Below are 21,781 nucleotides of genomic sequence, written 5' to 3' on the forward strand. Positions count from 1 at the left end.
CCCTTTCCGCTGCGGTGATTCATGTCCGTTAAGGTCACGGTCTACATCCCGACCCACAACTACGGCCGGTTCCTGGATCGGGCCGTGCAGAGCGTGCTGGCGCAGACCATGGAGGACTGGGAGCTGATCATCGTCGATGACGGCTCGACGGACGACACTCCGGAAATCCTCGGGCGCTACCGCTCGCATCCGAAGATCCGCATCCTGGAGCAGGAGAACAAGGGCCTCAACGTCACGAACAACATCGCCCTCCGGCTGGCCATGGGCGAGTACATGATGCGCCTGGACGCGGACGACTACCTCGACGAGAACATCCTGCTCATCCTCTCGAACGTGCTGGACACCAAGCCGGAGGTGGGCTTGGTATACCCGGATTACTACCTCGTGGACGAGAAGGGGGAGGTGCAGGAGCTGGTCCGCCGCAAGAAGATCGGCGAGGAGGTGGACCTGCTCGACCTGCCGGCCCACGGGGCTTGCACCATGATCCGGAAAGAGATCCTCCTCGATCTTGGAGGCTATTCCGAGGAGTTCAGCCGCCAGGACGGCTACGGTCTCTGGCTCAAGTTCATCCAGCGATACCGGCCATACAACGTCAACGTCCCGCTTTTTTACTACCGTCAGCACCCGAACAGCCTCACCCAGGACCGGGCCCGCCTCCTCGAGACGCGCAGGCAGGTCAAACGGCGCTTCGTGGAGGGGTCCAATGCCACGCCTCTTCAGGTGCTCGCCGTCGTGCCGGTCATGGCGGACCCGCCCTTCACGCTGGGGGCGCCCTTCACAAAGCTGGCGGGGAAACCGCTCATCGAGTACACGCTGGACGAGGTCGTGAAGGCCAAGCTGCTCACCCGGACGGTCCTCTCTTCCTCGAGCCCGGAGGTCCTCCAGGCCGCCGGCAAGTACCCCGGCGTGGTCCCTCTCCTTCGCCCCCGGGAACTGGCCAAGCAGACGGCCTCGGTGGTGGACCTGCTCAACCACATTCTGGCTTCGCTGGAGGGCGATGAAGGTTTTCGCCCCGACGCAATTTGCATCTGCTACATCAACGCTCCTTTCCGGCAGGCCGGGCACATCGACAAGGCCATCGACACGATGGCCATCTTTGACGTCGATTCGGTGATTTCGGTCCAGGAGGAGCTCTCTCTTTGCTACCACCACGGCCGCCATGGGCTGGCGCCTCTCAACGGGTCCCGCGACCGCCGCATGCGCCTCGAGCGGGAGGCGATATTCAAGGAGAACGCGGCCATCTTCCTGTCGCGGATCGAGGTGATCCGGGCGGGACGCTTCCTCGGCGATCGGATCGGGCACATCACAATGCTTCCCGAGGAGAGCGTCCGGATCAACAGCGAGTTCGAGTTCTGGATGGCGGAAAAAATCGCCATCGAGCGGGAAGAGCGCCGGCTCACCCTGGAGAACCAAGGCTAATGGATCTCTCATCGAAGGAAAGATCGGGCCACTCCCGCCGCGCCGAGATGGTGGGGCGCTACCGCCACCTCCCGATGCGGGAGTGGCCGCAGGAAGCCTACGATTCGGTCGGCATCATGAATCCGGTGACGACGGGCAATCTCCGCTTCTGGCTCCAGCTCCTGGAGGAGACGAAGGGAATGGGCGGGGCCGTCGTGGAGTGCGGAACCTACAAGGGGGAGAGCATTGCCCCCCTGGCCTGGATCATGCGGGAGACCGGCGATGACCGGCCGCTGTACGGCTTCGATTCTTTCGAGGGCCTTCCCGTGCCCCGCCCGGAGGACGCCACGAAGTCGGGATACGAGGGCCGCCCGGCGCAATACTTCGCCCAGACGAGCCTCGAATACGTGCGGGGTCTCCTCGATGCCCTGGGGGTGTCGGACCGGGTCGAGCTGGTCAAGGGGTTCTTCGAGGATACCTTGCCCGGCGCGGCCACGGGGCCGATCAGCGTCCTGATCCTGGACTGCGACCTGTATGAATCCTACAAGGCTTGCCTCCAGTACCTCTACGGCAAGGTCCTCCCGGGCGGCTACATCGTCTTCGATGAGTATTACTCGCCGAGGTACCCTGGCGCCCGGATCGCCATTGATGAGTTTTTCGCGGATAAGCCCGAGAAGCCCACGCTGGCGAGCCACCTCCTCGAAATCGACCCTTACGAAAGGTGGTTCGTGCGAAAGCGGTAGCCGCGAAGCGAGGGCCCATGGCCTTCACATCGGCGAGGGAATCCATGCGCGGTGATGTGAGAGCCGACGTTGGCTCAATAGCGGAATCCAGGGGGTGGTTTTGAACATCGTGTCGTCCTCCCGGAAGATCCTGCCCCATCTCCGCCCCTTCGCTGGCTTGATCCTTCTCGCGGTGGCGGCGTTTGCGGCCGCGATGCCCCTGGGGAACACGGGCGCCGCGCCCGAAGCCATCCGCCTGAAGATCGGCTCCGGCTATCCCGTCGCGAACAACGCCTGGGTGCGGGGCGCCCAGGAGATCTTCAGGCCGACCGTGGACCGTATCCTGGCAAGGCGGGGGCGCTACCGTATCGAGTGGACGCAGATCTACGGCCCCTCCTTCAGAGGGCTCGGGAACGTGGCGGACGCGGTCCGGGAAGGTGTTGTGGACTTAGGGCTGATCATCTATCCCTACGAGGAGACCCGGTTTTTTCCGCACAACTTCACGTTTTATGCGCCCTTCGCGACCTGCGATCAGGTTTTGGTCCAGCGCATCGCCGCCGAAATGCACCACCGATTCCCCCGGCTTCGGACGATCGCCGAGGAGAGGCTGGGGCAGAGGTGGCTCGGCGTCATGGCGTCGAGCTGCTACGGGATGATCGCGCGCTTTCCCTGGAGAGGCTTCCGGGAGCTGAAGGGCCGGGCGATCGGTGCGGGAGCCCAGCATATCCTGTGGCTTCCCGGCGCGGGGTTGGACGGCGTGCTCGCGGGGATCACGCGCGCCCGCGCCAGCCTGGAATCCGGCCGATACGACGCATTGGTCGCCTCGCTCGATGCCGTGCGCCGCTATTCGCTGGCCGAACCGGCCCGCCACTGGATCGAGACGGGCTTCGGCGCGGTCGCCCCGTACGCCCTCACCATGAACCTCCCCCGGTTCCGAAGCCTTCCGCGAGAGGTGCAGGATGCCATCGTCGAGGCCGGGAGGGCGTGGGGGAGCGGATCGACCGCGCTCGACCAGGAGCTGGCAGAGGCCATCGCGCGCCGATTGCGGGAGCAGGGCGTGCAGCTTCATGAAGTTCCCCTCCAAGAGCGGATCGAATGGATGAACGCGATGTCCAATGTTCCGAACGACTGGGCCCAAGAGGCGATCCGGAGGGGATATCTCTTCGGCCCGGACCTCATGCGCGCCTACATCGGGGAATTGGAAGCGGCCGGAGCGAAACAGCTCCGGCGATGGAGAATCGATTGAGTCCCGACTCGCGGCCGGATGCAGGAGGCCGTTCATGAATATTTTTCGCTCCTTTCGGGTCATCCTGCCCCACCTCCGGCCGTTCGCCGGGGTGATGCTCATGGCGGTGGGGATGATGCTGGTCATGTCCCTCGTGGAGGGATTCGGCCTCGGCATGCTCGTCCCCATCCTCACGGTGATGCAGGACGGCGACCAGGGGCCGGGCCGGGACATCTTCAGCCAGTACAGCGCGGCCGCCATCTCGTTTCTTGGCCTGAACTACACGTTCCTCACCTTGGTGGCCTTGTTCAGCGCGGTCATGGCCGTCAAGTTCGCCCTGCAGGGCCTCCTGGATTACATCGGAAGGTACCTGAGCTCGACCGTGCGGTACCACCTGTGCGGGAAGATATTCGGCGGGATGATGCGGGCGCCGATGTCGTTTTTCTACCAGAGGACGACTGGAGACATGATCTCCACGGCGCACAATTCAACCATCTTCGCCGGCTCCCTCGCCGACTCCTCCGTGCGCATCGTCTCCGGGATCCTCTCCCTTGTGATTTACTTCGGGCTCCAGCTCATCATCTCGGTGCCGCTGACGCTCACCGCGCTCGTCCTCTCCGGCATCTCCTACTGCTTCATCGTCCCCCGCTTCCGGGTCGCGTTCGACATCGGGGAGGACGCCAAGGCGGTAATGGACAAGATCGTATCCTATCTGCAGCAGACCATCTCCGGGATGCGGACCGTGAAGTCCTTCCGCCGGGAAGAGAGCCACATCGAGGAGTTCGACGGAATCATCTGGAGCTTCCGCCAGATGGCGATTGCGGTGATGCGGAACAAGGTGATCGCCAACCTGTTCATCGAGCCGTTTTCCACCGCCCTCGTCGTCGTCCTGATGGTCATCTCCGTCACCGTCCTGAAGGTTCCATTCGCCCCGCTCCTCACGTTCTTCATCGTGTTCAGCCGGCTGGCGCCGAAGTTCAAGCAGGTCTACAACGAGATACTGGAGATCCTCCAGTATCTCCCGCACTTCATCAAGGTGCATGAGTTCATCGAGGCCACCGGCGTCGAGGTGCCCGAGCGGACCGGCGATCCGGAGATTCCCTCCGGGGCCATCCGCTTCGAGGACGTCTGGTTCCGCTACGAGACGCGCGAGGAGCCGGCCCTGGCGGGCGTGAGCATCGAGATCGGCGAAAACCGGACGGCCGCCCTCGTGGGCTCCTCGGGGGCGGGGAAGACGACCATCGCCGACCTCCTCCTCCGCCACCAGGCTCCCAGCCGGGGGCGCATCACCGTCGGCGGGCGGGACCTGCAGGAGCTCGACCGGGGCAGGTGGCTTGAGCGAGTGGGCGTGGTCGAGCAGGAGCCCTTCCTCTTCAACGCCTCCGTCGGCGACAACATCCGCTACGGCAAGCCGGACGCGGGCCAGGAGGAGGTCGAGGCGGCCGCCCGGATGGCGAACGCCCACGCATTCGTCATGGAGCTCCCGAAGGGCTACGAGACGGTGGTGGGCGACCGGGGGGTGGCGCTCTCGGGAGGCCAGAAGCAGCGCATCGCCCTGGCGCGGGCGCTCATCCGCGACCCCAAGCTGCTCGTCCTGGACGAGGCCACGAGCGCGCTCGACAGCGCCTCGGAGCGGCTGATCCAGGAGGCGATCGGCCAGTTCCGAGGGAAGAAGACCATCCTGATCATCGCCCACCGGCTCTCCACGGTGGCCGACGCGGATCAGATCATCCTCCTGGAAGGCGGCCGGATCGCCGAGGTCGGCACGCACCGCTCCCTGCTCGCGAGCGGCGGGGCCTACTCGAAGAACTGGCATCTGCAGACCGTACAGGCGAGGGACCGGGCGGAGGCGGCGCGCTGAGCGCGCCCCGCGTTCTTGGGGAGGGCGTGGCGCCCCGGGGCCATCCCGGGAAGTCATGCCCGAATCAAGGTCTCCTGGGCCCGTATCCAACAAAACATTCCGGCCCGGCGGCGATGCCCTCGCCGGTGGGCTTTCAGCTCTCGTGAATGGAAGGAGTCACTGCGGAATGGTAGCCCAACTCAGCGGCGTGGCCTCCCTGACGAGGAGGGCCCGGGCCAAGTTCGTCATCGAGTGCGTCCGGCGGCCGGGCCGAGCGGTGGCCCGCTTCCTCGTGAACCTCAGCACAGCCGTCTACTTCCTCACCAACGGCACGTACCACCCTGTGGAGATCGGGGGGAAAGTCCGAAGCTGGAGAGGGACCTCCCGCGAGACGGAGAAGCGATGGGAGCTGATAAGGAAACATCTTCCCGCGGACTCCAAGACGGCCGTCGATCTCGGCTCGGCCGAGGGGTATTTCGTCTTTCAGATGGCGAAGCAGGGAATCATGGCGGTGGGCGTGGACAACTTCTGGCCCGTCCTTTACGCCTGCTGGTGCAAGTGCATCGTCGACGAGCCGCGGGACGCGGCTTTCGTGAAGGAGGATATCTCTCACGATCTGATCCGGAAGATGCCCGAAGTCGACGTGGTCTTGTGCCTTTCGGTGATGCACCACCTGATGGATGCGAACGGGCTGGAATGGTGCGCGGAGCTTTTGAGGCTCATTCACGCGAAGGTCAAGCGAGCGCTGTTCTTCGAGGTTGCCCAATCCGACGAATACACGCAGCGTCCCGGCTGGCAAATCCCCGAGATGGGCGCCGACCCGCAGAATTGGGCGAAGGAGTTCCTGTTGAAGCAGGGTTTTTCGAGGATCGAGAAGCTGGGCGAAACCCTGGCCGACTCGCATCGCGATCAGAAGAAGACCCGGGCGCTCTTCATGGCCATCCCATGATGATCAGGAAGAGAAGCGGATACACGATCTTCCAGAAAGAGGGAGAGCCTGGGGTCTGTGTCCGCGAGACGAAGTCCGATGAGGGCAAGGAGCGCCTCCGGTGGCAGCAGGAGGGCTGGCAGGCCATTCACGAAGCGATGGGCCGGTTCGCCGTCTCCTGGTCCCGGCTCGTCCATCCCGAGCGCCTGGAGAAGGAGTTCATCCCGGGCGTTCCGTTGGTCTGGGCCTATGGCTTCCAAAAATCTCAGATCACCCTCCCTTCTCCCGATGAATGGGGGGAGTTCTGGGAACAATTGCGCGTTCTTTGGAGTGCGGATCCTCAGGGCGTGAGCGAAACGCGGATGTCGGAGAACGACCTTTGGCATACGTGGTTCTCCATCTCCGACCTTCGCAAGGCCAAGCATTGCATCTTGACCTTCGCGTGGCTGAATCCGCTCTGGTCGGTGGAGGCCTTGTCGCTCAAGATGAAGTTTGGGCGTGGATATACGGAACCTCCCGAGGTGGCGCGGCGAATCCTGGAGTCTTCCGAGAGGGGCCTGATCCTGGGCGACCTGCATTTCGAGAACCTCCTGGTCAGCGACGGAAGGCTCGTATTTATCGACTACGAAACGGTGGCGCGTGGGCCCATCGCGTTCGACTTGGCGTGGATGTGGATGGAATGGTGGCTGGCCCAGGGGCTTCTTCACGGGGACGACGGCTTCCTCCCGGGCTTCCGGCGGAACTGGCGGGACTTCGTGGGCCCGGAGGCCATGTTGTGCGAGATGACCCGCGAGTGGGCGAAGCGCGTCTTTTCATGGCTTCTGTTCGCCCACGCCCGCTATCCCCGGAACTTGAGCATTCGCCAGTCGCAAGCCCATGGAATGCTGGCGCCTTCCCTGCGGTCCATGGCGGAAGGGGGCCGGTTTGACAGCCGGAACCTGGATTCATTCCTGAATGTGCCCGCCCTGGTATCCGGCCAAGGGACTTGAGAGCGTATCCCGGGCGGCAACCGTCCGGTGAATGCCCGTTGAATGATCGGAGGCAATCGGATGGCATCGAAAGGCAAAGCCGTCGCCGCCTTGCTCCTGGGGAGGAAGGGGAGCACCGGCTTCCCGGGCAAGAATACATATCCCGTCCTGGGCAAGCCGCTGGCTTACTATCCGATGAAGGCGGCTTTGGACGCGGCCGCGGTCGATTGCCTCTACCTTTCGACCGACGACGAGGACCTGATGGCGCTGGCGCGGGGGCTGGGGGCCGAGGTTATCGTCCGCCCGCCCGAGCTCGCCACGAAAGAGGCCCTCGGGGAGGACGCCTATGTGCACGGCTACAAGGTCATCCGCGACCGGGAACGGGAGGCGGGCCGGGAGGTCGAAATCGTGGTGCTGCTGTTCTGCAACGCCGCCACCATCTTGCCCGAGACCATAGATGAAGGGGTCCGGGTGCTGAGGGAGAACCCTTCCTACGACTCGGCGGTCACGGTCTCCTGCTACAACATGTGGAGCCCCCTTAGGGCGCGCCGGATTGGACAAGACGGCCTCCTCCATCCATTCGTTCCCCTCGAGGCGTTCGGCGACCCGGCCACCATGAACTGCGATCGGGACTCCCAGGGGGACGCCTGGTTCGCCGACATGAGCGTCTCCATCGTGCGCCCGCGCTGCCTGGAGAACATCGCGGACGGCCTCCTCCCCCAGAAGTGGATGGGTCGCAAGATATATCCGCTCAAGCAATGGGGCGGCCTGGACGTGGACCAGGAGTGGCAGATGCCCCTCGTCGAGTACTGGCTCATCCGGCACGGTTTTAACGAAACAGGGGAGCGCAAGGCGGCGAAGTGAGGCGCCTCCAGGGCGGGAAGCACTCCGACGGACGGGCTCCAGGAGGGAGTCTGCCCCTGGGGGGTCCCCCGAGTCCGGGGTTTTCTAGAGGTTCGCCCGGTGAAGGTCCTTTGTGTTCTTTTCCGGGCTCATTCCTGGTCGCCATCGGCCGGGATTCGATGCATGGGCAATCGAAAATGATACGTGGAACGCCGCCGGCGAGAGGACGGTTCCCGGCGCGCTCTTTCCGGACGATCCGTGCATCGCGTCTCCTTCGGGAATTGTGGGGATAGCATAGTGGAGCGTGCAAACAGAGCCTTCGTCCTGCCGTTCCGGCTTCCCATGCCATGGGACTGGTTTTTGGCGGCGGGCGGGGTCTGCTTCCTCGTATTGATGGCCGGTTTCGGGGCCATGGGGCTCGACGCGGGCGTTTACGGCCTTTTGTTCCTCGCCTGCGCCGGGATCGTGCTCCTCTCGATCCTGGATCTCGGCTGGGCCCTCGTCGCCGGGATGTTCGCCGTTCCCTTGTTGTCCATACAGTTTCTCCTTCCGTGGGGCCGGCTCAATATCGCCTTCGATAAGGTGTTCATCGTCGCATTTTCTTTCGTCTGGGCGGCAAGGTATCTCCGTCCGGGGACGCTCCGCCGCTACTTCTGGGAATGGCGGGCCGGCTTCGCCTGGTCGGCGGTATTGTTCCTCCTGGCGGCGAGCGCGGCCCTCTCATGGGCGGGGGGGAGCGGCATCTCACCCCTGGACATCCTGGAGCCTAGCCTCTCCGCCTTGTTCTTCGTCGCGGCCTTCGATGTTCTGTCAAGGGAAAAGGAGCTCTTTTCCCGGCTCATGTGGGCGCTTGTCCTGAGTGGCGCGCTCGTCCTCCTGGGAGCCGCGGCGCAGGTCATCAGCCAATCGATGGGCATCCGCCCCCCCCGGCTCGCTCTTCTGCCCGGCATGGATCAATTCCCCAGCCTCCCGTTGTTTTCCACGATCGTCCATCCCAACTACTACGCGGTGTTCGTAGGGGTGGTCCTGGTCCTGGCATTCGGTTTCCTGGCGCATCCCTCCCGGCATGGCCGGCTCGCGTGCGCTTGGACCGTGGTCTGCGGCCTGGTCACGGTCATGGTTTCGCGGAGCCTGGCCGGCATGCTTATCGTTTCCTCGATTCTGGTCCTCACCTTTTTGCTGGTGGGCCTCTCATCTCGTCTCCGCTGGATTTCGGGCGCCGGATTTCTCGTCTTGCTCGCAGCGTTCTGGGTCTGGGGGCTGCCCAAACTGGAGAGAGGGAATTCGTATTTGGTGCGGGCCTATGTGTACAAGACGGTCATTCCGGAAATCTGGGAGAAATTCTTTTTTGGCGCGGGCCCCGGCAGTTTCGCGGCCGTCTTCCGGAAAGGGGAGTCGAAGATCAAGCCGGACGACCGGCTCGAGTGGAGGCGGATGCTGAGCGATCCCATGATACGGACCATCCTCCGGCCAGGGGAGGGGGGCGTGACCCTCACTGCGGGAAAGGCAGGGGCGGTCCGCCTCGAGTATGACATGGTAAATGCCGGCTGGACGAAAAGGGAGGGCCATACTTCTACCATGCTGGCTGGGATTTCCGCCAGTGCGCGAATTAAGGCCGAGTATCCCGGCAAAGTCCGGTTGTTCATTTTTGACGGGGGAAGGTACCTTTTTTCTCCCTATCACGGAGGAAAAGGCGAGGAGGAAGTTCTGACGGCTCATGTTCCATATCAAATCAGGAATTATGAAGGATGGTCGTTCCCCTCGGTACGTTCAGGCTTATCCGTGGTCGAAGCTCCCGGCCGGGATGGAGAACTTTCGGGAATCCTTCTTCGGGGCGCTCCCACCGAGTTGCGCTTTAACCTCAAGAGTATCTTGAAGGGAAACACGGACCTTCTCAAAGGAAAGGCGGTGGCCGCGGGGGCCTGGATCAAGGTCGGCGGAACGGGTAGCCAGGACGCCTGGGGCAAAGTTAGGCTTCAAATCACGGGCGGAGTCCGGTCATATCATGGCGATTATCATCCTGGGGATGGCCAGTGGAGGTTTCTCTCCGTTAATGGAAAGGTCGGCGGGAATGAAGAGGGTCTCCTTCTCGATGTGAACATCGGAGACGGAAGCCCGCCGGTGCAAGTCGATGGGATCTTCTTTGACGACGGGGAAGCCGTTGTGAAGCTGACTCCGGGGGAAGGACAAGCGCCTCCTGCCGATTGGCCCATTAGGGCCATTACGGGAGTGAGGCCGGTCGTCCCCGTCGGCGAATTCGCCCGGCGCTCCGGCGGGGAGGTGCGTGCAAGTATGCGCTTGCGGGGGGGGCCGCTAGAGCTAGAGGCGAGGTTCTATCTCACGCACCTCTTGAGACGGAAAGATTTTTTTCCCGAGGGAGGAGAGGTGGCCGTGGGGGCGTGGATTCGGGCGGGAAGGCCGAGCGCCCGGGAGGAAGGCCGCAAGGTCCGGCTTCAGCTCGTGACCGGCCAAAACTCCCGTTACAGCAATTATTACAGCGATTATTATTCTGGGGACGGCCGGTGGCAATTTCTGTCCGCAATCGCGAAGGTGGGGCCGGACACCCGGGAGATGATCTTGGATGTCGAAGTGGCGGGAGGAAGCTCTCCGGCCGAGATCGGCGAAGTCTTCGTCCGGGACGGGACATCGATCATCCGGTTTACGCCGGATGGGCGTCAGGCCCCTCCGGCGGATTGGGTGAGCTCGAGAGAAAAAAATGTAAGGCCGGTTCTTAGCCTCGATGAGTACGCGAAGCGCTTCGGCAGGGAGGACCACCCGAGGTTTCTAGTCCAGGGCGCCCCCTTTGAGGCGAGGTTCTATCTCAGAATCCCCGGGCTTGCCGCCGGAGGGGAGATAAGGGCGGGTGCCTGGATCAGGAGCCGGCGCCAAGATGTACGGCTTCAACTCGTCACCGGCGGAATTTCCTATTACAGCGCTTACCATTCTGGAAACGGCCAATGGCAGTTTTTGTCGGCGGTTGCGAAAGCCGCGCCGGGAACCAAAGGGGCGGTATTGGACATCGAATCGGAGAAAGCTAGGGGTCCGTCGGCCGAAATTGGCAGCGTCTTCTTCCATGATGGAATATCCATCATTCGGCTGAAGCCGTATGGGCGCCAGGCCCCCCCGGCGGAATGGGCGGGAACGGGGGGCGGTCCAAGGACTCCCGCCTCTTCTGCGGGGACTGAGGGGGGGGCCCCGGCTGGGATCGGTTTCTTTGGTTCCCCTCTCGCCCTCCAGTTCGACCTCAGTGACTTATGGAGGTGGAATCCGGCGTTCGGCCGCGGCGGGGAGGTGGCGGCGGGGGCTTGGGTCCAAACGGCGGCGCCGACTCTCCCTGGGCGCGGGCGCAAGATCCGGCTCCGGGTGACCACGGGCTCCAGTGTCTACTACAGCGATTTCCATGCCGGGACGAACCAGTGGCAGTTTTTGGCGGCACGAGGCAAAACCTCTCCAGAGGAAAAGCTTTTGCGCATCGAACTCGAGGCGGCCGAAGGGAGCGGCCCGGTCCAGCTCGGCGGCCTGTTCTTTTTCGACGGGACATCCATCGTTCTCCTGAATTCGGGTGGCAGGCAGAGCCTTCCGGAGGACTGGGCGAGAACCCTGGGCGACCCGAGGCCGATCGTGTCTCTTGAGGCGCTTGCGGGACGCGGCGAGGTGGAGGAGCGGCCGGGAATCCTCTTTCTTGGAGCCCCGCTTGGCTTGGAATACGACCTCGGAGAATTCCTGAAGGGCAGCGCTGCGGCGGCGCGACGGGAGGAGGTCGCCGCCGGAGCGTGGGTCAAGGCGGAAGGCCCGACCTCCCCCGGCGGCGAGCCCAGGGTCCGCCTCCGCCTTGAGGCGGGCCCCGCTTCGTATTCGAGCGAGTCTCTTCCCAGGGATGGACGATGGCACTTCCTGCAGGCGAGAGGGCGCGTCAGGCCCGATGCCCGTGATCTCATGCTTCTTATTGAAGCCGGCGCCGGGAGCACCCCGATTCAGATTGACGGTGTCTTCTACGACAATGGTGATTCCATCGTGGGACTGATGCCGGAGAGCCGCCGTCTTCCCCTGCCCGTCTTTTCCAAGGCAGGGGTAAGGCCTGTCCCTGTTATCCCCATGAATCGGTATCGAAAGAATGAAGCCGCCGGTTTGGGGCTGGGGAAAGAGGCGTTTTCCCGGCTCATGTCGATCTTGATACCTTCCGCGCCGGGCAGCGGTAGGTCCTCCCTGGCCGGTTTGACCCCGAGGACTGTCGTGGGAGAGGACGGAGGCGATTCCCAGGGTTTGAAGTCGCTCCTCCGTGGGTGGCGGGCGGGGGTAGCGGTGGAGAGGGGTGGCGGGCCGGTCCGATTCAACCGGCTGGATTTCGACTTTTCCGCAGTGGCTACTGCCCGTTCGTCGAGTTGGCCCGAAACCCGCCGGCCGGGCGCCGCTTCCGGCGGCCTCGAAAACGACATGCCGGCTGGCTGGAAGCTCCATGTGGACGGTTGGGGCCGCCACGTGGACCCAAGCCTATCGGCGCACAGCGTCTACTTGCTCGTTTTCGTGGAACGAGGGCTTCTGGGCCTCCTCGCCCTTTGCAGCCTGCTGGTCATTTTGGGCATCGAAATTTTCTCCTGCTGGAAGACGGACGGAACCCGGTGGTGCGGTTTCCTGGGGATGGCTCTCCTGGCGGTCCTTATTTCTTCGCTGGTGGAAGACACGCTGATGATCGCTCGCTACAACCTCTTGTTCTGGGTGCTCGCCGCCGCGGCCCTTTCGAGAAGAAGAGAGGCCTCCGCGGAGATGGAGGCATGAGAAGGTTGGGCGCAACATGAAAGCGGTTGTCATCGGCGGTTCTGGATTCGTTGGCAGCCACTTGGCGGATGCTCTCCTCGAAGGGGGCCATCAGGTGCGGGTGTTCGACCGGCGCCCGTCTCCCTACCTGGCCAAGGGGCAGGAAATGTTCCTCGGGGACATTCTCGACGGGGATCAGGTCAGGGAAGCCGTGTCGGGCCAGGACATCGTCTGCAATTTCGCCGGCATTGCTGATCTTGATGAAGCGCGCGTGCAGGCTCTGGAAACCGTCCGCCAGAACGTCCTGGGCACGGTGAACCTTCTGGAAGCCTGCCGGGACGCGAGCGTCCGCCGCTACATGCACGCGAGCACGATCTACGTCTACAGCAACCGGGGCGGTTTCTACCGGTGCAGCAAGCAGGCCGCCGAGCTCTACGTCGAGGAGTATCAAAAGCACTTTGGACTGGACTTCACCATTGTCCGGTTTGGCACCCTCTACGGACGCCGCGCCGACAGGCGCAATAGCATCTACAGGTATCTTCGCCAGGCGCTGAGCGAGAGGCGGGTCCGCTGCGACGGGACGGGAGAGGAGCTTCGTGAGTACGTCAGCGTCCGGGACGCTGCCCGCCTGTGCGTCCAGGCGCTCTCGGAGGAGTTCCGGAACGAACACGTCATCATCACCGGCGCTTATCCCTTGCGTTTCCGGCAGCTCCTCGAGCTCCTCAGCGAGATTCTCGGGGGCGACATCGAGGTGGAATTCACCGGCAAGGAGAACGAGGCACACTACCGGATGACCCCGTACACTTTCGAGCCCAAGATCGGCCACAAGCTCACTTCCAACAAATATGTGGAGATGGGGCAGGGGCTTCTCGAGTGCCTGCGCGAAATCTACGAGCAGATCGAATCCGAGCGCGCGGAGACTCTTCCAAGTAAGGATGACAGTCACTAAGAGAACCCCGCGCCGGGGACCGCCTGGCGCTCCGGTGCCCTATTTCCCAGGTGCCGCGTTCCCACACTGGAGAAGCGTCGCGCGCCCCGTCCTTCCCGGCGGCAGTCGCGTATTTCGAGGCGATCCGTGAAGAAAGTGGTGTATAGCTTCGTGGTGGCCGACCTTTTCCACTACGGCCATCTGCAACTCCTCCAGACGGCCAAGTCCCTCGGCGACCTGCACATCTGCGGCGTCCTCACCGACGGGGCGGCGGAGAGCTACCGGCCGAGGCCGATCACGAACCTCGAGGAGCGGGTCGCGCTCATCTCGAGCATCAAATGTGTCGACCGCGTGATGATCCAGGATCAGAAAGACCCGACAGAAAACCTGCGGAAAATTCACCGCGAGTTTCCCACCGCCGAGCTTGTCCTTGTCCACGGGAACGATTGGTCGGCGATTCCGGGCCGCGAATACGTGGAGTCCGTCGGCGGGCGCGTTTTTCAGCCGGAGTACTACCGGCGCCTCTCGGATTCCCAAGTGCGGGCTTCTCTCGCACGGCAAACCGGGGAGGCCCATTTCTACTACGAACAATTCACAGAGCACTTCCGCGTCGGCGATATCGAAGTATTCGACGGCGGCCCGAAGCACTTCATCATGTCCACCAAGGCCAACACCCTGAAGTCCCTCTGTCCCCTCTTGCGGAAGTCCCGGATTGAGCAGATGTTCATTTTCCGGGCCAGCGAGTGGCAAGAGAACGCGGCTGACATCCTGAGGCGGATTCGGTCGGAGTTCGCCCCCGGCCCCGTCGTTGTGCGAAGCTCGGCGGTGAACGAGGACACCTACCACACTTCCCAGGCAGGTTCCTATCGCAGCGAGCTGAACGTTTCACTTGCTGACGCGTCCCTGCGCAGGGCCGTCGAGAGCGTCCTGGGTTCCTACCGCGAAAAAGCGAACCTGAATCCGGCCAACCAGGTTCTTGTCCAGCCGTGCGTGGAGGGCGTCCGGTGCAGCGGTGTCATATTCACCTGCAATCCCCGGAGCGGCGCGCCTTATTACGTCATCAACTACGACAACAGAACCGGGAATACCGAGACCGTCACGGGAGGTCACGAATCGGACAGTATTGAAATCTTCCGTATGTGCGGACCCGATGGCTGCCCGCGCGAGTGGCGCCCTCTCCTGGAGGCCGTTCGCGAGCTGGAGGAGGTCATCCCGGGAACCCCCTTGGACATCGAGTTTGGAATCGCCGGGCGGGGAGAGGTGTCGGTCTTCCAGGTGCGCCCTCTCGTGTTGTCGAAGGAGAACCATCACGCTCCTGCGGAAGCGGTGGCCGCTTCCCTTGCGCGCGCAAAGAAGGATTTTCGGAAATGGGCTCGTCCCGTCTCCCGTCTAGCCGGCCGGACAACCGCCTACAGCGACATGGCCTTCTGGAATCCGGCGGAGATGATTGGAGACTTCCCCACGGCCCTCGCCGTTTCTCTCTACCGGCACCTTATCACGGACCGGATCTGGAACCAGGCCCTCCTTCCGCTCGGTTATAGCGATGTCGGGGGCGCGCCCCTTCTCGTTGAGTTGGGCGGAAAGCCATACATTGATCTTCGCGTTACGTTCAATGCCCTTCTTCCCGCGGGTCTGCCCGCTGGCCTCCGGGGGAAGAGCGTCCAACACTATCTCAATCTGCTTCGTGAGCGACCCGAGCTCCACGACAAGGTGGAGTTCGAGATTGTGGACAACTGTTATCATTTCACGCTGGACCGTCGGCTGAAGAGGTTGGAGCGGGCGGGTATCAGGAAAAGCGACCGGGAAACGCTTCGGAAGGCTCTCCACGAGCTCACTTCCGCCGCCCTCGAAAAAGCGCCTAGGCACCTTCGTTCAGCCGAGGAGGATTGCCGCCGACTCGAGGAAAGACGGGCGCTCATCATTTCTGCCGTCCACTCGCCGGGCAAAGACGCCGCCGGAGCGGAGAAGCTCTCGGCGGCCGTGGTCGCCCTTCTCCACGACTGCAAGCGTTGGGGGACGCTTCCCTTCTCCCGGGTCGCCCGGCTGGCTTTCATGGCTTCCTCTCTCCTCCGCAGCGCGATCGAAGCCGGTTATGTCGATGAGGACGTCCGCGAGGAGTTCATGGATCATGTCCGGACGGTCGCCAAAGAGATGGCAGAGGACTTCAGGGCGCTCGGGGCGGGTGTTTTGGGCAAGAGGGAATTTCTGATCAAGTATGGGCATTTGCGCCCGGGGACCTATGACATATGCTCGCCGCGATACGATGGGGGCGCGCTTTTTGAGGAAATCGCGGGCTCCCACCCTGCCCAAGCCAAGGCCTCGAGGCCGTTCGCACTCTCCCGCGGGGCCCGGGCGCGGCTGGACGCGGTCCTCTCGCGGCACCGGCTCGGCTGCGACTCGGAGGGGCTATTCGGGTTCATCCGGGCCTCGCTGGAGGGGCGGGAGCGAATCAAGTTCGAGTTCACAAAAAGCCTGAGCGAGGCTCTCGAGCTCACGGCCCGGGCGGGCGAATCCCTCGGCCTGGACCGCGACGCCCTCTCTCACCTGGATGTGGACGCGATCCGGCAGGCCAGCCAGATGACCGGGCGGGATTCGATCCGGAAGCTGTGGGCGGAAGCCATCGAGCGGAACCAGAAGCGCAGGGCGGTTCAAAGCTCGTTGTCCTTGCCCGCCTTGGTTTTCTCTGAGGGGGACCTGGAGGTGGTTCGGCACTTCCGGTCCAAGCCCAATTTCATCACCCGCCGGCGGGTCTGGGGGCAGCTCGCCCGCATCGGGCCGCACGGGCACGTGAGGGACGAGAACCTGGAGAAGAAGATCGTCCTCCTGGAGAAGGCGGATCCGGGATACGACTGGATCTTCACGAAATCGATTGCGGGGCTCGTCACGAAGTACGGAGGCGTGGCCTCCCACATGGCGATCCGCTGCGCAGAGTTCGACATCCCGGCCGCCATCGGGTGCGGCGAGACGATTTACCGGAGCCTTCTGGCGGCGGATGCCGCAGTGCTCGATTGCGGGACCGGGCAGGTGCGGGCGATCTGATGGCAACCATGTGGGTCTTCATCTCCCAGCGCCAAGTCGTGGGGCCGCACGGTGACACCCGGGATGCCCTGGAGAACTCCTACGTGGAATTCCTGGAGCGGAACGGCGTCCTTCCCCTCCCTGTGCCGAACGCGCTCCGGGATCCGGCCTCATATCTCAAAGCAAGCCGCCCGATCGACGGGGTGGTGCTCACGGGAGGGAATGACGTATGCCCTGCCGAGTACGGAGAAAAAGCCCTTCGGGAGACCGATGTCTCACCCGCCCGGGACCGGACGGAACGCGCCCTTCTGGACCTCGCGGTCCGGAGGAGGATTCCCGTCCTGGCCATCTGCCGGGGCATGCAATTCCTCAATGTCTACTTCGGCGGCCGGCTTGTTCAAGATGTATCCCGACAACTCAGGCGAAAGGGTCATCCTCCCGCGAAGGATCACGCCGTGGATTTCGTCGAGGAGCGGATGAGTCGTTTCCTTGGTCGCCCAGAGGCAGAGGTCAACTCCTACCATAACCAGGCCGTCATCGCGGAAGGAGTTGCCCCCCTACTCAAGCCGTTCGCCATCGAGCGGGAGGAAGGAATCATTGAGGGGCTGTTTCATCCTGCTCTGCCTATTGCAGGGGTTCAATTCCACCCGGAGCGGCGGCCCCAGGAAGACCCCGTATCTTTGTGCCTCATCGAGGCTTTTCGGGGCCGTAAGCTTTATTGGGGAAAGGATTAGTTTCTAGTGAAGGCAATCATTCTCGCGGCGGGGAAAGGAACACGGCTCGGCGAGTACACTCGGGATCTCCCCAAGGGGATGCTGCAGTTTATGGGGAAATCCCTGGTCGAGCGCCAAGTGGAAACCTACCGGCGCTGTGGCGTCAGTCGGATCATCGTTGTTGGGGGTTACCGAGCCGACCGCCTAGACCTTCCGGGCACCATCCCCTACGTCAACGAGGACTACGAGATCACGAACATGGTGGAGTCCCTGATGTGCGCCCGTGGGGAGCTGGAGGGCGACGTGCTGGTTTCCTATGGCGATGTGCTGTTCGAGGACCGGGTGCTCCGCCAGATCATGAGCGCGGCGGTCGAGATCGGCGTGACAGTGGACAAAGCCTGGCGCCCCTACTGGGAGTTCCGCTACGGGGATCCTTCCCGGGATACTGAGTCCTTAGGCCTCGGTCCCGACGGGCGCATCGTGGACATCGGCCGCCCTGATCCTCCGATCGAGCAGATCGATGGCCGCTACGTCGGCCTGCTGAAGTTCGCCGCCCGCGGGGTGTCCACCCTGAAGGAGGTATACGACAGCGCCCGGGCGGCGCACTGGGGGCGGCCGTGGCGGTCCTCGAGGTCGTTCCAGACGGGCTACATGACCGATCTCCTCCAGGAGATCATCGACCGGGGGCACCGGGTGGATCCCCTCCTGATCGAGGGCGGCTGGCTCGAGTTCGACACCACTGAGGACTACGAGAAGACCTGCCGGGCGGCCAAGACGGGCGAACTGGGCCAGTTCTTCCGGTTGATGGATCTGCCCCCGGGCGGACAAGGAGGATGAGGCCTGCGGGCCTTCGCATGACACCGTTCCTGGAAACCTGGAAATACGCTTCCTCGCCTGCAAGAGCGGCCTTATTCATCCTCTTGCTCGTTCTCGCGGGTTTGCTGGCGCTCTGTCTCGCGTCGGGCCGCTATCTAGCCGCGGCGTTCATCGTCATCGGCCTGGTGCTGGCCGAGCTGGCCGCGCGGACGTTGGTGGCGGTCCTCAGCGGCCGGGGAGCGGCCCTGGTCAGGGAAAAGACGCCCCGCATTACGGCTCGTCTCCTGGATCAATTCTATGACGCGGGTTTCGATCCGGAGCTCGGATGGGTTCGCAAGCCGAACACGTCGAAATTGGACTTGGGGAAGTATCCGTACTCCATCGACGCGCGGGGTTCCCGCGCCAACCCGGGCCACGAGGGGCTCCCCCTCCAAATTGGGACTTACGGCGACTCCTACACCTTTTGCCGGGAAGTGGAGGACGAGAACACCTGGCAGTGGCATCTCGCGGAGGAACTGGGCTGCAACGTACTTAACTTCGGGGTGGGCAACTACGGTCTGGACCAGACCCTCCTGCGAATGAAGCGGGAGTTCCCCCGAAATCCCACCCCCATCACCGTTGCCGCCATGGTCCCGCAGGGGATCGCGCGCAACCTGAGCGTGTGGAAGCATTATAATGAGTTTGGAAATGTCCTGGCCTTCAAGCCCCGCTTCGAGATCGAGAACGGGCGGCTGCGCTTGATCCCCAATCCTATCGACGAGCGGGAGAAGTTCTTCCGCCTCGAGGAGTTCCTCCCCGAGATTCGGCGAAACGATTTCTTCTACGAGCGGCGCTTCAAGCGCGAGGCCTTCCGGCCGCCGTACCTGGCCTCCTGCGTCACACGGTTGCCGAGCCTCCTGCTGGCCGGGGCTAAGGCGGCGCGGCGGGCCCTCGGGGACAAGGGAGCGCCAGCGGAGGCGCTCGACGCCCTCATCTACGGGCGGCTGGACGGGGGCGGCGTGCTTCAGCTCGAGGCGCTGTACCGGGACGGCCAGGCGACGGAAATTCTGTTGCGGCTGGTGGACGCCTTCGTCGATTACGCGAAGGGCGTGGATACCTTTCCGGTGCTGATGGTGCAGCCCATGCGGGACGACCTCTGGTACATCCGGAACCGCCGGCCCTTCTATCAAGAGTTCATGCAGGAGGCGGGCACCCGCCTTCTTGCCCTCGATTTGGCTCCCCCCCTCCTCGCGTCGGGCGCGGGCCGGGATCTCTTCCGCATCTGGCACTACAGCCCGAAGGCCAACCGGATCGTGGCGAAGACCCTGGCCGAGGCCCTCCGGCGGCACGCCCCGGAACGCCTCTCCGGGCGGGGAGCCGATGACTAGGCTGTCCCTCGCCGAGGCGATCGGATGGGGAAGCCTCCGCTGCCCCCGCTGCCGCGGCGGATTCTCCCTGGAGGCGGAGGAAGGGGAGGAAGCCGTCCGCTGCCAGGAGTGCGGGGCGGCCTACCCGGCGCAGGCCGGAATTCCCTCCCTCCTGCCGGAGGCGGATGGCCGCAACGACCGGGTCCGCGAGTTCTGGGGAGCGCTCTACGACGCGGCCTACCGGGAGCACGACGAGCGGATGGGGCGGGCGGATCTCCTCTCTCGGCTGGACGACCTCCTTGAAATGTTCCGTCACCGCCGGCACTTAGCGGCCGTCGAGATGCCGTTGGGGGACCTCGAGGGAAAGCGCGTTCTAGAGGTCGGAAGCGGCGCGGGGGGGCACAGCGCCCTGTTCAGCCGGCTCGGTGCCCGGGTTTTCTCGGTCGATATTACTCCCCAGCGCGTGGTGGCGACGGCGGCGAAGCTCGACCTCCTCGGCGGTGCGCCGAAGGACCTCGCCCTCCAGGGGGACGCGTCGGCGCTGCCTTTCCCGGACGACTTCTTCGACATCGCCTACTCGAACGGTGTCCTCCACCACACGCCGTACGTCGGACGCGCCGTTGAGGAGCTCCACCGGACCTTGAAGCCGGAGGGTAGAGCCGTCGTCATGCTCTACGCGAAGAACTCGTTCCTCTACCGGGGTGTCCTCTTCCCCGTGAAGGGGATCCTCCTCGGAGGTGCCTCCCGCAACCGGGACTGGCTGGGCCGGGCGACCGAATGGATGTCGAGCCGCCGGCAGCGCGTTTACAACCCGAAGACGGAAGTGTTCTCCGGGCGTGAGATCGAACGCTTGTTCGCCCGGTTCCGCACCGTGTCCATCCGGAAGGGTTCTTTCACCTTCGACCAAATCCCCCTCATCGGAAAGCTTCTCGGCAAGGTGGCCGGCAGGCGGACGGGCTACAATCCGGGAGGTGTCCTAGTGTATGGGTTCCCTTGGCGCAACGAGACCAGCTTCGAGCTGTGGGCGGGCCGGGGGATTGGCTTCGCCCTCAACATTTCGGCGACGAAATAGGTCAAGGAGGTTCCTTCTTGTCGGGTAATTCCAGCAGCCGCTCCGTCTGGGGGAAGGTTCGCTCCCTCTTCGTGAAAGAGCCTTCGGGGAAGATCCGGCCGAACGTGATCATGATCCTCATTGATCAGTTCCGGAACGACGCGCGCGATGTTCACCCGGTGTTCGAGGCGCTGAAGCGCCGGGGAGTGCTCTTCTCCCGCGTCATGACCTATGCCCCCTACACGCTGGCCTCCCTCCACGCCACCTACACCGGGCTCTACGGGCGAGATACCGGGGTGGACGGCTACACCCGCTCGAGCGAGTACGACAGCCGGAGCTGCTACACCATCGCCGAGTACCTTAGGGACGAGGGCTACCACACCCGAGGCTATGCTTTCAGCCCGATCCTCTTTCCACACGGAGGTTTCGACGAGCTCAAGATTGTCCCGGAGCAGGAGGAGACCGGAATCCTGGAGAACCATTTGTGCGAGATCGATGCCGCCTTCTCCCAGGACCGGCCCTTCTTCCTGTACTTGCACTACGGGGAGATCCACCATGGCATCGTCCGCGACGTCCTGCGGCGCTACGATGCCTTCGATCCGGAGTACTTCGGCGACATCGAGCGCAACCAGGAGCGCTACCGGAAGTATGCTCATGAGGCGGCGGTCCACCTTGAGCGCCTTCTCGAGGCCATCGACGCCCGAGACCCGGGGCGCGAGACCCTTCTTGTCGTGATGACGGACCACGGGGGCGGCGTAGGTGAGCGACCTGGTGAGAAGGCCTACGGGGTCTACGCCTACAACTACACCATCTGCGTCTGGATGTACCTGTCTTGCCGAGGAATTCTGCCCGAGGGGGTCGAATCGCGGGCGCAGGTCCGGTCGGTGGACCTCCTCCCCACCCTCATGGACCTTCTCGGGGTCGCCCCCTCGAAGAAACACAAGCCCCTGCGCGGGCGCTCCCTGATGCCGATCGTCCGGAGGGAGGAGTCCGGCGACCGCCTCGCCTTCAGCGAGACCGGGGGGGTCGAGGGCCCGCATCCTTCGCCCGACTCGGCCAACGTCAAGACGGTGTCGGACGGCCGGTGGAAGCTCATCTACAACACGACGACGAATCACATGGAGCTCTACGACCTGGCCGAGGACCCGCACGAGACGAAAAACCTCCGCGCGGTCCATCCCAATAAAGTCCAAGAGCTTTGGCAGAAGATGGCCGAGTTCCTCTAGCCCT

General features: G+C 63.6%; 15 protein-coding genes. All 15 read left to right on the top strand.

Going from position 1 to position 21,781, the window contains the following annotated elements; genetic code table 11:
* The first annotated feature begins 21 nt into the window (after window positions 1-21).
* The 15 genes from HYZ11_00275 to HYZ11_00345 all read left to right on the top strand — a co-directional run bounded on the left by HYZ11_00275 (window position 22) and on the right by HYZ11_00345 (window position 21,777).
* Window positions 22-1,419 (top strand): glycosyltransferase family 2 protein, encoded by a 1,398-nt coding sequence (locus HYZ11_00275; GenBank protein ID MBI3126023.1) that lies wholly within the window; start codon window positions 22-24, stop codon window positions 1,417-1,419.
* A complete protein-coding gene (locus tag HYZ11_00280; GenBank protein MBI3126024.1) occupies window positions 1,419-2,141 on the top strand; it encodes a class I SAM-dependent methyltransferase in 723 nt (240 codons plus the stop codon). The genes HYZ11_00275 and HYZ11_00280 overlap by 1 nt, the downstream gene beginning before the upstream one ends.
* 100 nt (window positions 2,142-2,241) lie before the next feature.
* Window positions 2,242-3,366, top strand: a complete 1,125-nt coding sequence (locus tag HYZ11_00285) for a hypothetical protein (protein MBI3126025.1) — start codon at window positions 2,242-2,244, stop codon at window positions 3,364-3,366.
* Window positions 3,367-3,400: 34 nt separating this feature from the next.
* Entirely contained in the window at window positions 3,401-5,206 is a 1,806-nt protein-coding gene (locus HYZ11_00290; protein MBI3126026.1) for an ABC transporter ATP-binding protein, read from the top strand.
* Window positions 5,207-5,372: 166 nt separating this feature from the next.
* Complete coding sequence (locus tag HYZ11_00295) at window positions 5,373-6,134, top strand: class I SAM-dependent methyltransferase (protein MBI3126027.1); 762 nt, start codon at window positions 5,373-5,375, stop codon at window positions 6,132-6,134.
* Window positions 6,134-7,102: a phosphotransferase gene (locus tag HYZ11_00300; protein ID MBI3126028.1), complete on the top strand. Its 969-nt coding sequence runs from the start codon at window positions 6,134-6,136 to the stop codon at window positions 7,100-7,102. Before HYZ11_00295 ends, HYZ11_00300 begins: the two co-directional genes overlap by 1 nt.
* 60 nt (window positions 7,103-7,162) lie before the next feature.
* Window positions 7,163-7,945, top strand: coding sequence for a cytidylyltransferase (locus tag HYZ11_00305; protein ID MBI3126029.1), 783 nt, complete (start codon window positions 7,163-7,165; stop codon window positions 7,943-7,945).
* Between the two features lie 276 nt (window positions 7,946-8,221).
* Window positions 8,222-12,700 (top strand): O-antigen ligase family protein, encoded by a 4,479-nt coding sequence (locus HYZ11_00310; GenBank protein MBI3126030.1) that lies wholly within the window; start codon window positions 8,222-8,224, stop codon window positions 12,698-12,700.
* A 16-nt stretch (window positions 12,701-12,716) separates the two neighbouring features.
* The gene (locus HYZ11_00315; GenBank protein ID MBI3126031.1) at window positions 12,717-13,628 is read left to right on the top strand and encodes an NAD(P)-dependent oxidoreductase; all 912 of its coding nucleotides are present in this window, start codon (window positions 12,717-12,719) and stop codon (window positions 13,626-13,628) included.
* Window positions 13,629-13,754: 126 nt separating this feature from the next.
* Window positions 13,755-16,646: an adenylyltransferase/cytidyltransferase family protein gene (locus HYZ11_00320; protein MBI3126032.1), complete on the top strand. Its 2,892-nt coding sequence runs from the start codon at window positions 13,755-13,757 to the stop codon at window positions 16,644-16,646.
* The gene (locus tag HYZ11_00325) at window positions 16,646-17,359 is read left to right on the top strand and encodes a gamma-glutamyl-gamma-aminobutyrate hydrolase family protein (protein ID MBI3126033.1); all 714 of its coding nucleotides are present in this window, start codon (window positions 16,646-16,648) and stop codon (window positions 17,357-17,359) included. The genes HYZ11_00320 and HYZ11_00325 overlap by 1 nt, the downstream gene beginning before the upstream one ends.
* A 6-nt stretch (window positions 17,360-17,365) precedes the next feature.
* The gene (locus HYZ11_00330; protein ID MBI3126034.1) at window positions 17,366-18,175 is read left to right on the top strand and encodes a phosphocholine cytidylyltransferase family protein; all 810 of its coding nucleotides are present in this window, start codon (window positions 17,366-17,368) and stop codon (window positions 18,173-18,175) included.
* Window positions 18,176-18,258: 83 nt separating this feature from the next.
* Window positions 18,259-19,521, top strand: coding sequence for a hypothetical protein (locus tag HYZ11_00335; GenBank protein ID MBI3126035.1), 1,263 nt, complete (start codon window positions 18,259-18,261; stop codon window positions 19,519-19,521).
* Entirely contained in the window at window positions 19,514-20,572 is a 1,059-nt protein-coding gene (locus HYZ11_00340) for a methyltransferase domain-containing protein (GenBank protein ID MBI3126036.1), read from the top strand. The genes HYZ11_00335 and HYZ11_00340 overlap by 8 nt, the downstream gene beginning before the upstream one ends.
* A gap of 17 nt (window positions 20,573-20,589) precedes the next feature.
* Complete coding sequence (locus tag HYZ11_00345) at window positions 20,590-21,777, top strand: sulfatase-like hydrolase/transferase (GenBank protein ID MBI3126037.1); 1,188 nt, start codon at window positions 20,590-20,592, stop codon at window positions 21,775-21,777.
* Window positions 21,778-21,781: the final 4 nt, after the last annotated feature.

The sequence above is a fragment of the Candidatus Tectomicrobia bacterium genome, assembly GCA_016192135.1.
GTDB lineage: Bacteria > UBA8248 > UBA8248 > UBA8248 > UBA8248 > 2-12-FULL-69-37.

Bases quoted from the DNA above. Each gene is read 5' to 3' on its own strand.
- HYZ11_00275 (MBI3126023.1), top strand. From the start codon at position 22: ATGTCCGTTAAGGTCACGGTCTACATCCCGACCCACAACTACGGCCGG.
- HYZ11_00305 (MBI3126029.1), top strand. From the start codon at position 7,163: ATGGCATCGAAAGGCAAAGCCGTCGCCGCCTTGCTCCTGGGGAGGAAG.
- HYZ11_00340 (MBI3126036.1), top strand. From the start codon at position 19,514: ATGACTAGGCTGTCCCTCGCCGAGGCGATCGGATGGGGAAGCCTCCGC.
- HYZ11_00315 (MBI3126031.1), top strand. From the start codon at position 12,717: ATGAAAGCGGTTGTCATCGGCGGTTCTGGATTCGTTGGCAGCCACTTG.
- HYZ11_00300 (MBI3126028.1), top strand. From the start codon at position 6,134: ATGATCAGGAAGAGAAGCGGATACACGATCTTCCAGAAAGAGGGAGAG.
- HYZ11_00295 (MBI3126027.1), top strand. From the start codon at position 5,373: ATGGTAGCCCAACTCAGCGGCGTGGCCTCCCTGACGAGGAGGGCCCGG.
- HYZ11_00290 (MBI3126026.1), top strand. From the start codon at position 3,401: ATGAATATTTTTCGCTCCTTTCGGGTCATCCTGCCCCACCTCCGGCCG.
- HYZ11_00280 (MBI3126024.1), top strand. From the start codon at position 1,419: ATGGATCTCTCATCGAAGGAAAGATCGGGCCACTCCCGCCGCGCCGAG.
- HYZ11_00325 (MBI3126033.1), top strand. From the start codon at position 16,646: ATGGCAACCATGTGGGTCTTCATCTCCCAGCGCCAAGTCGTGGGGCCG.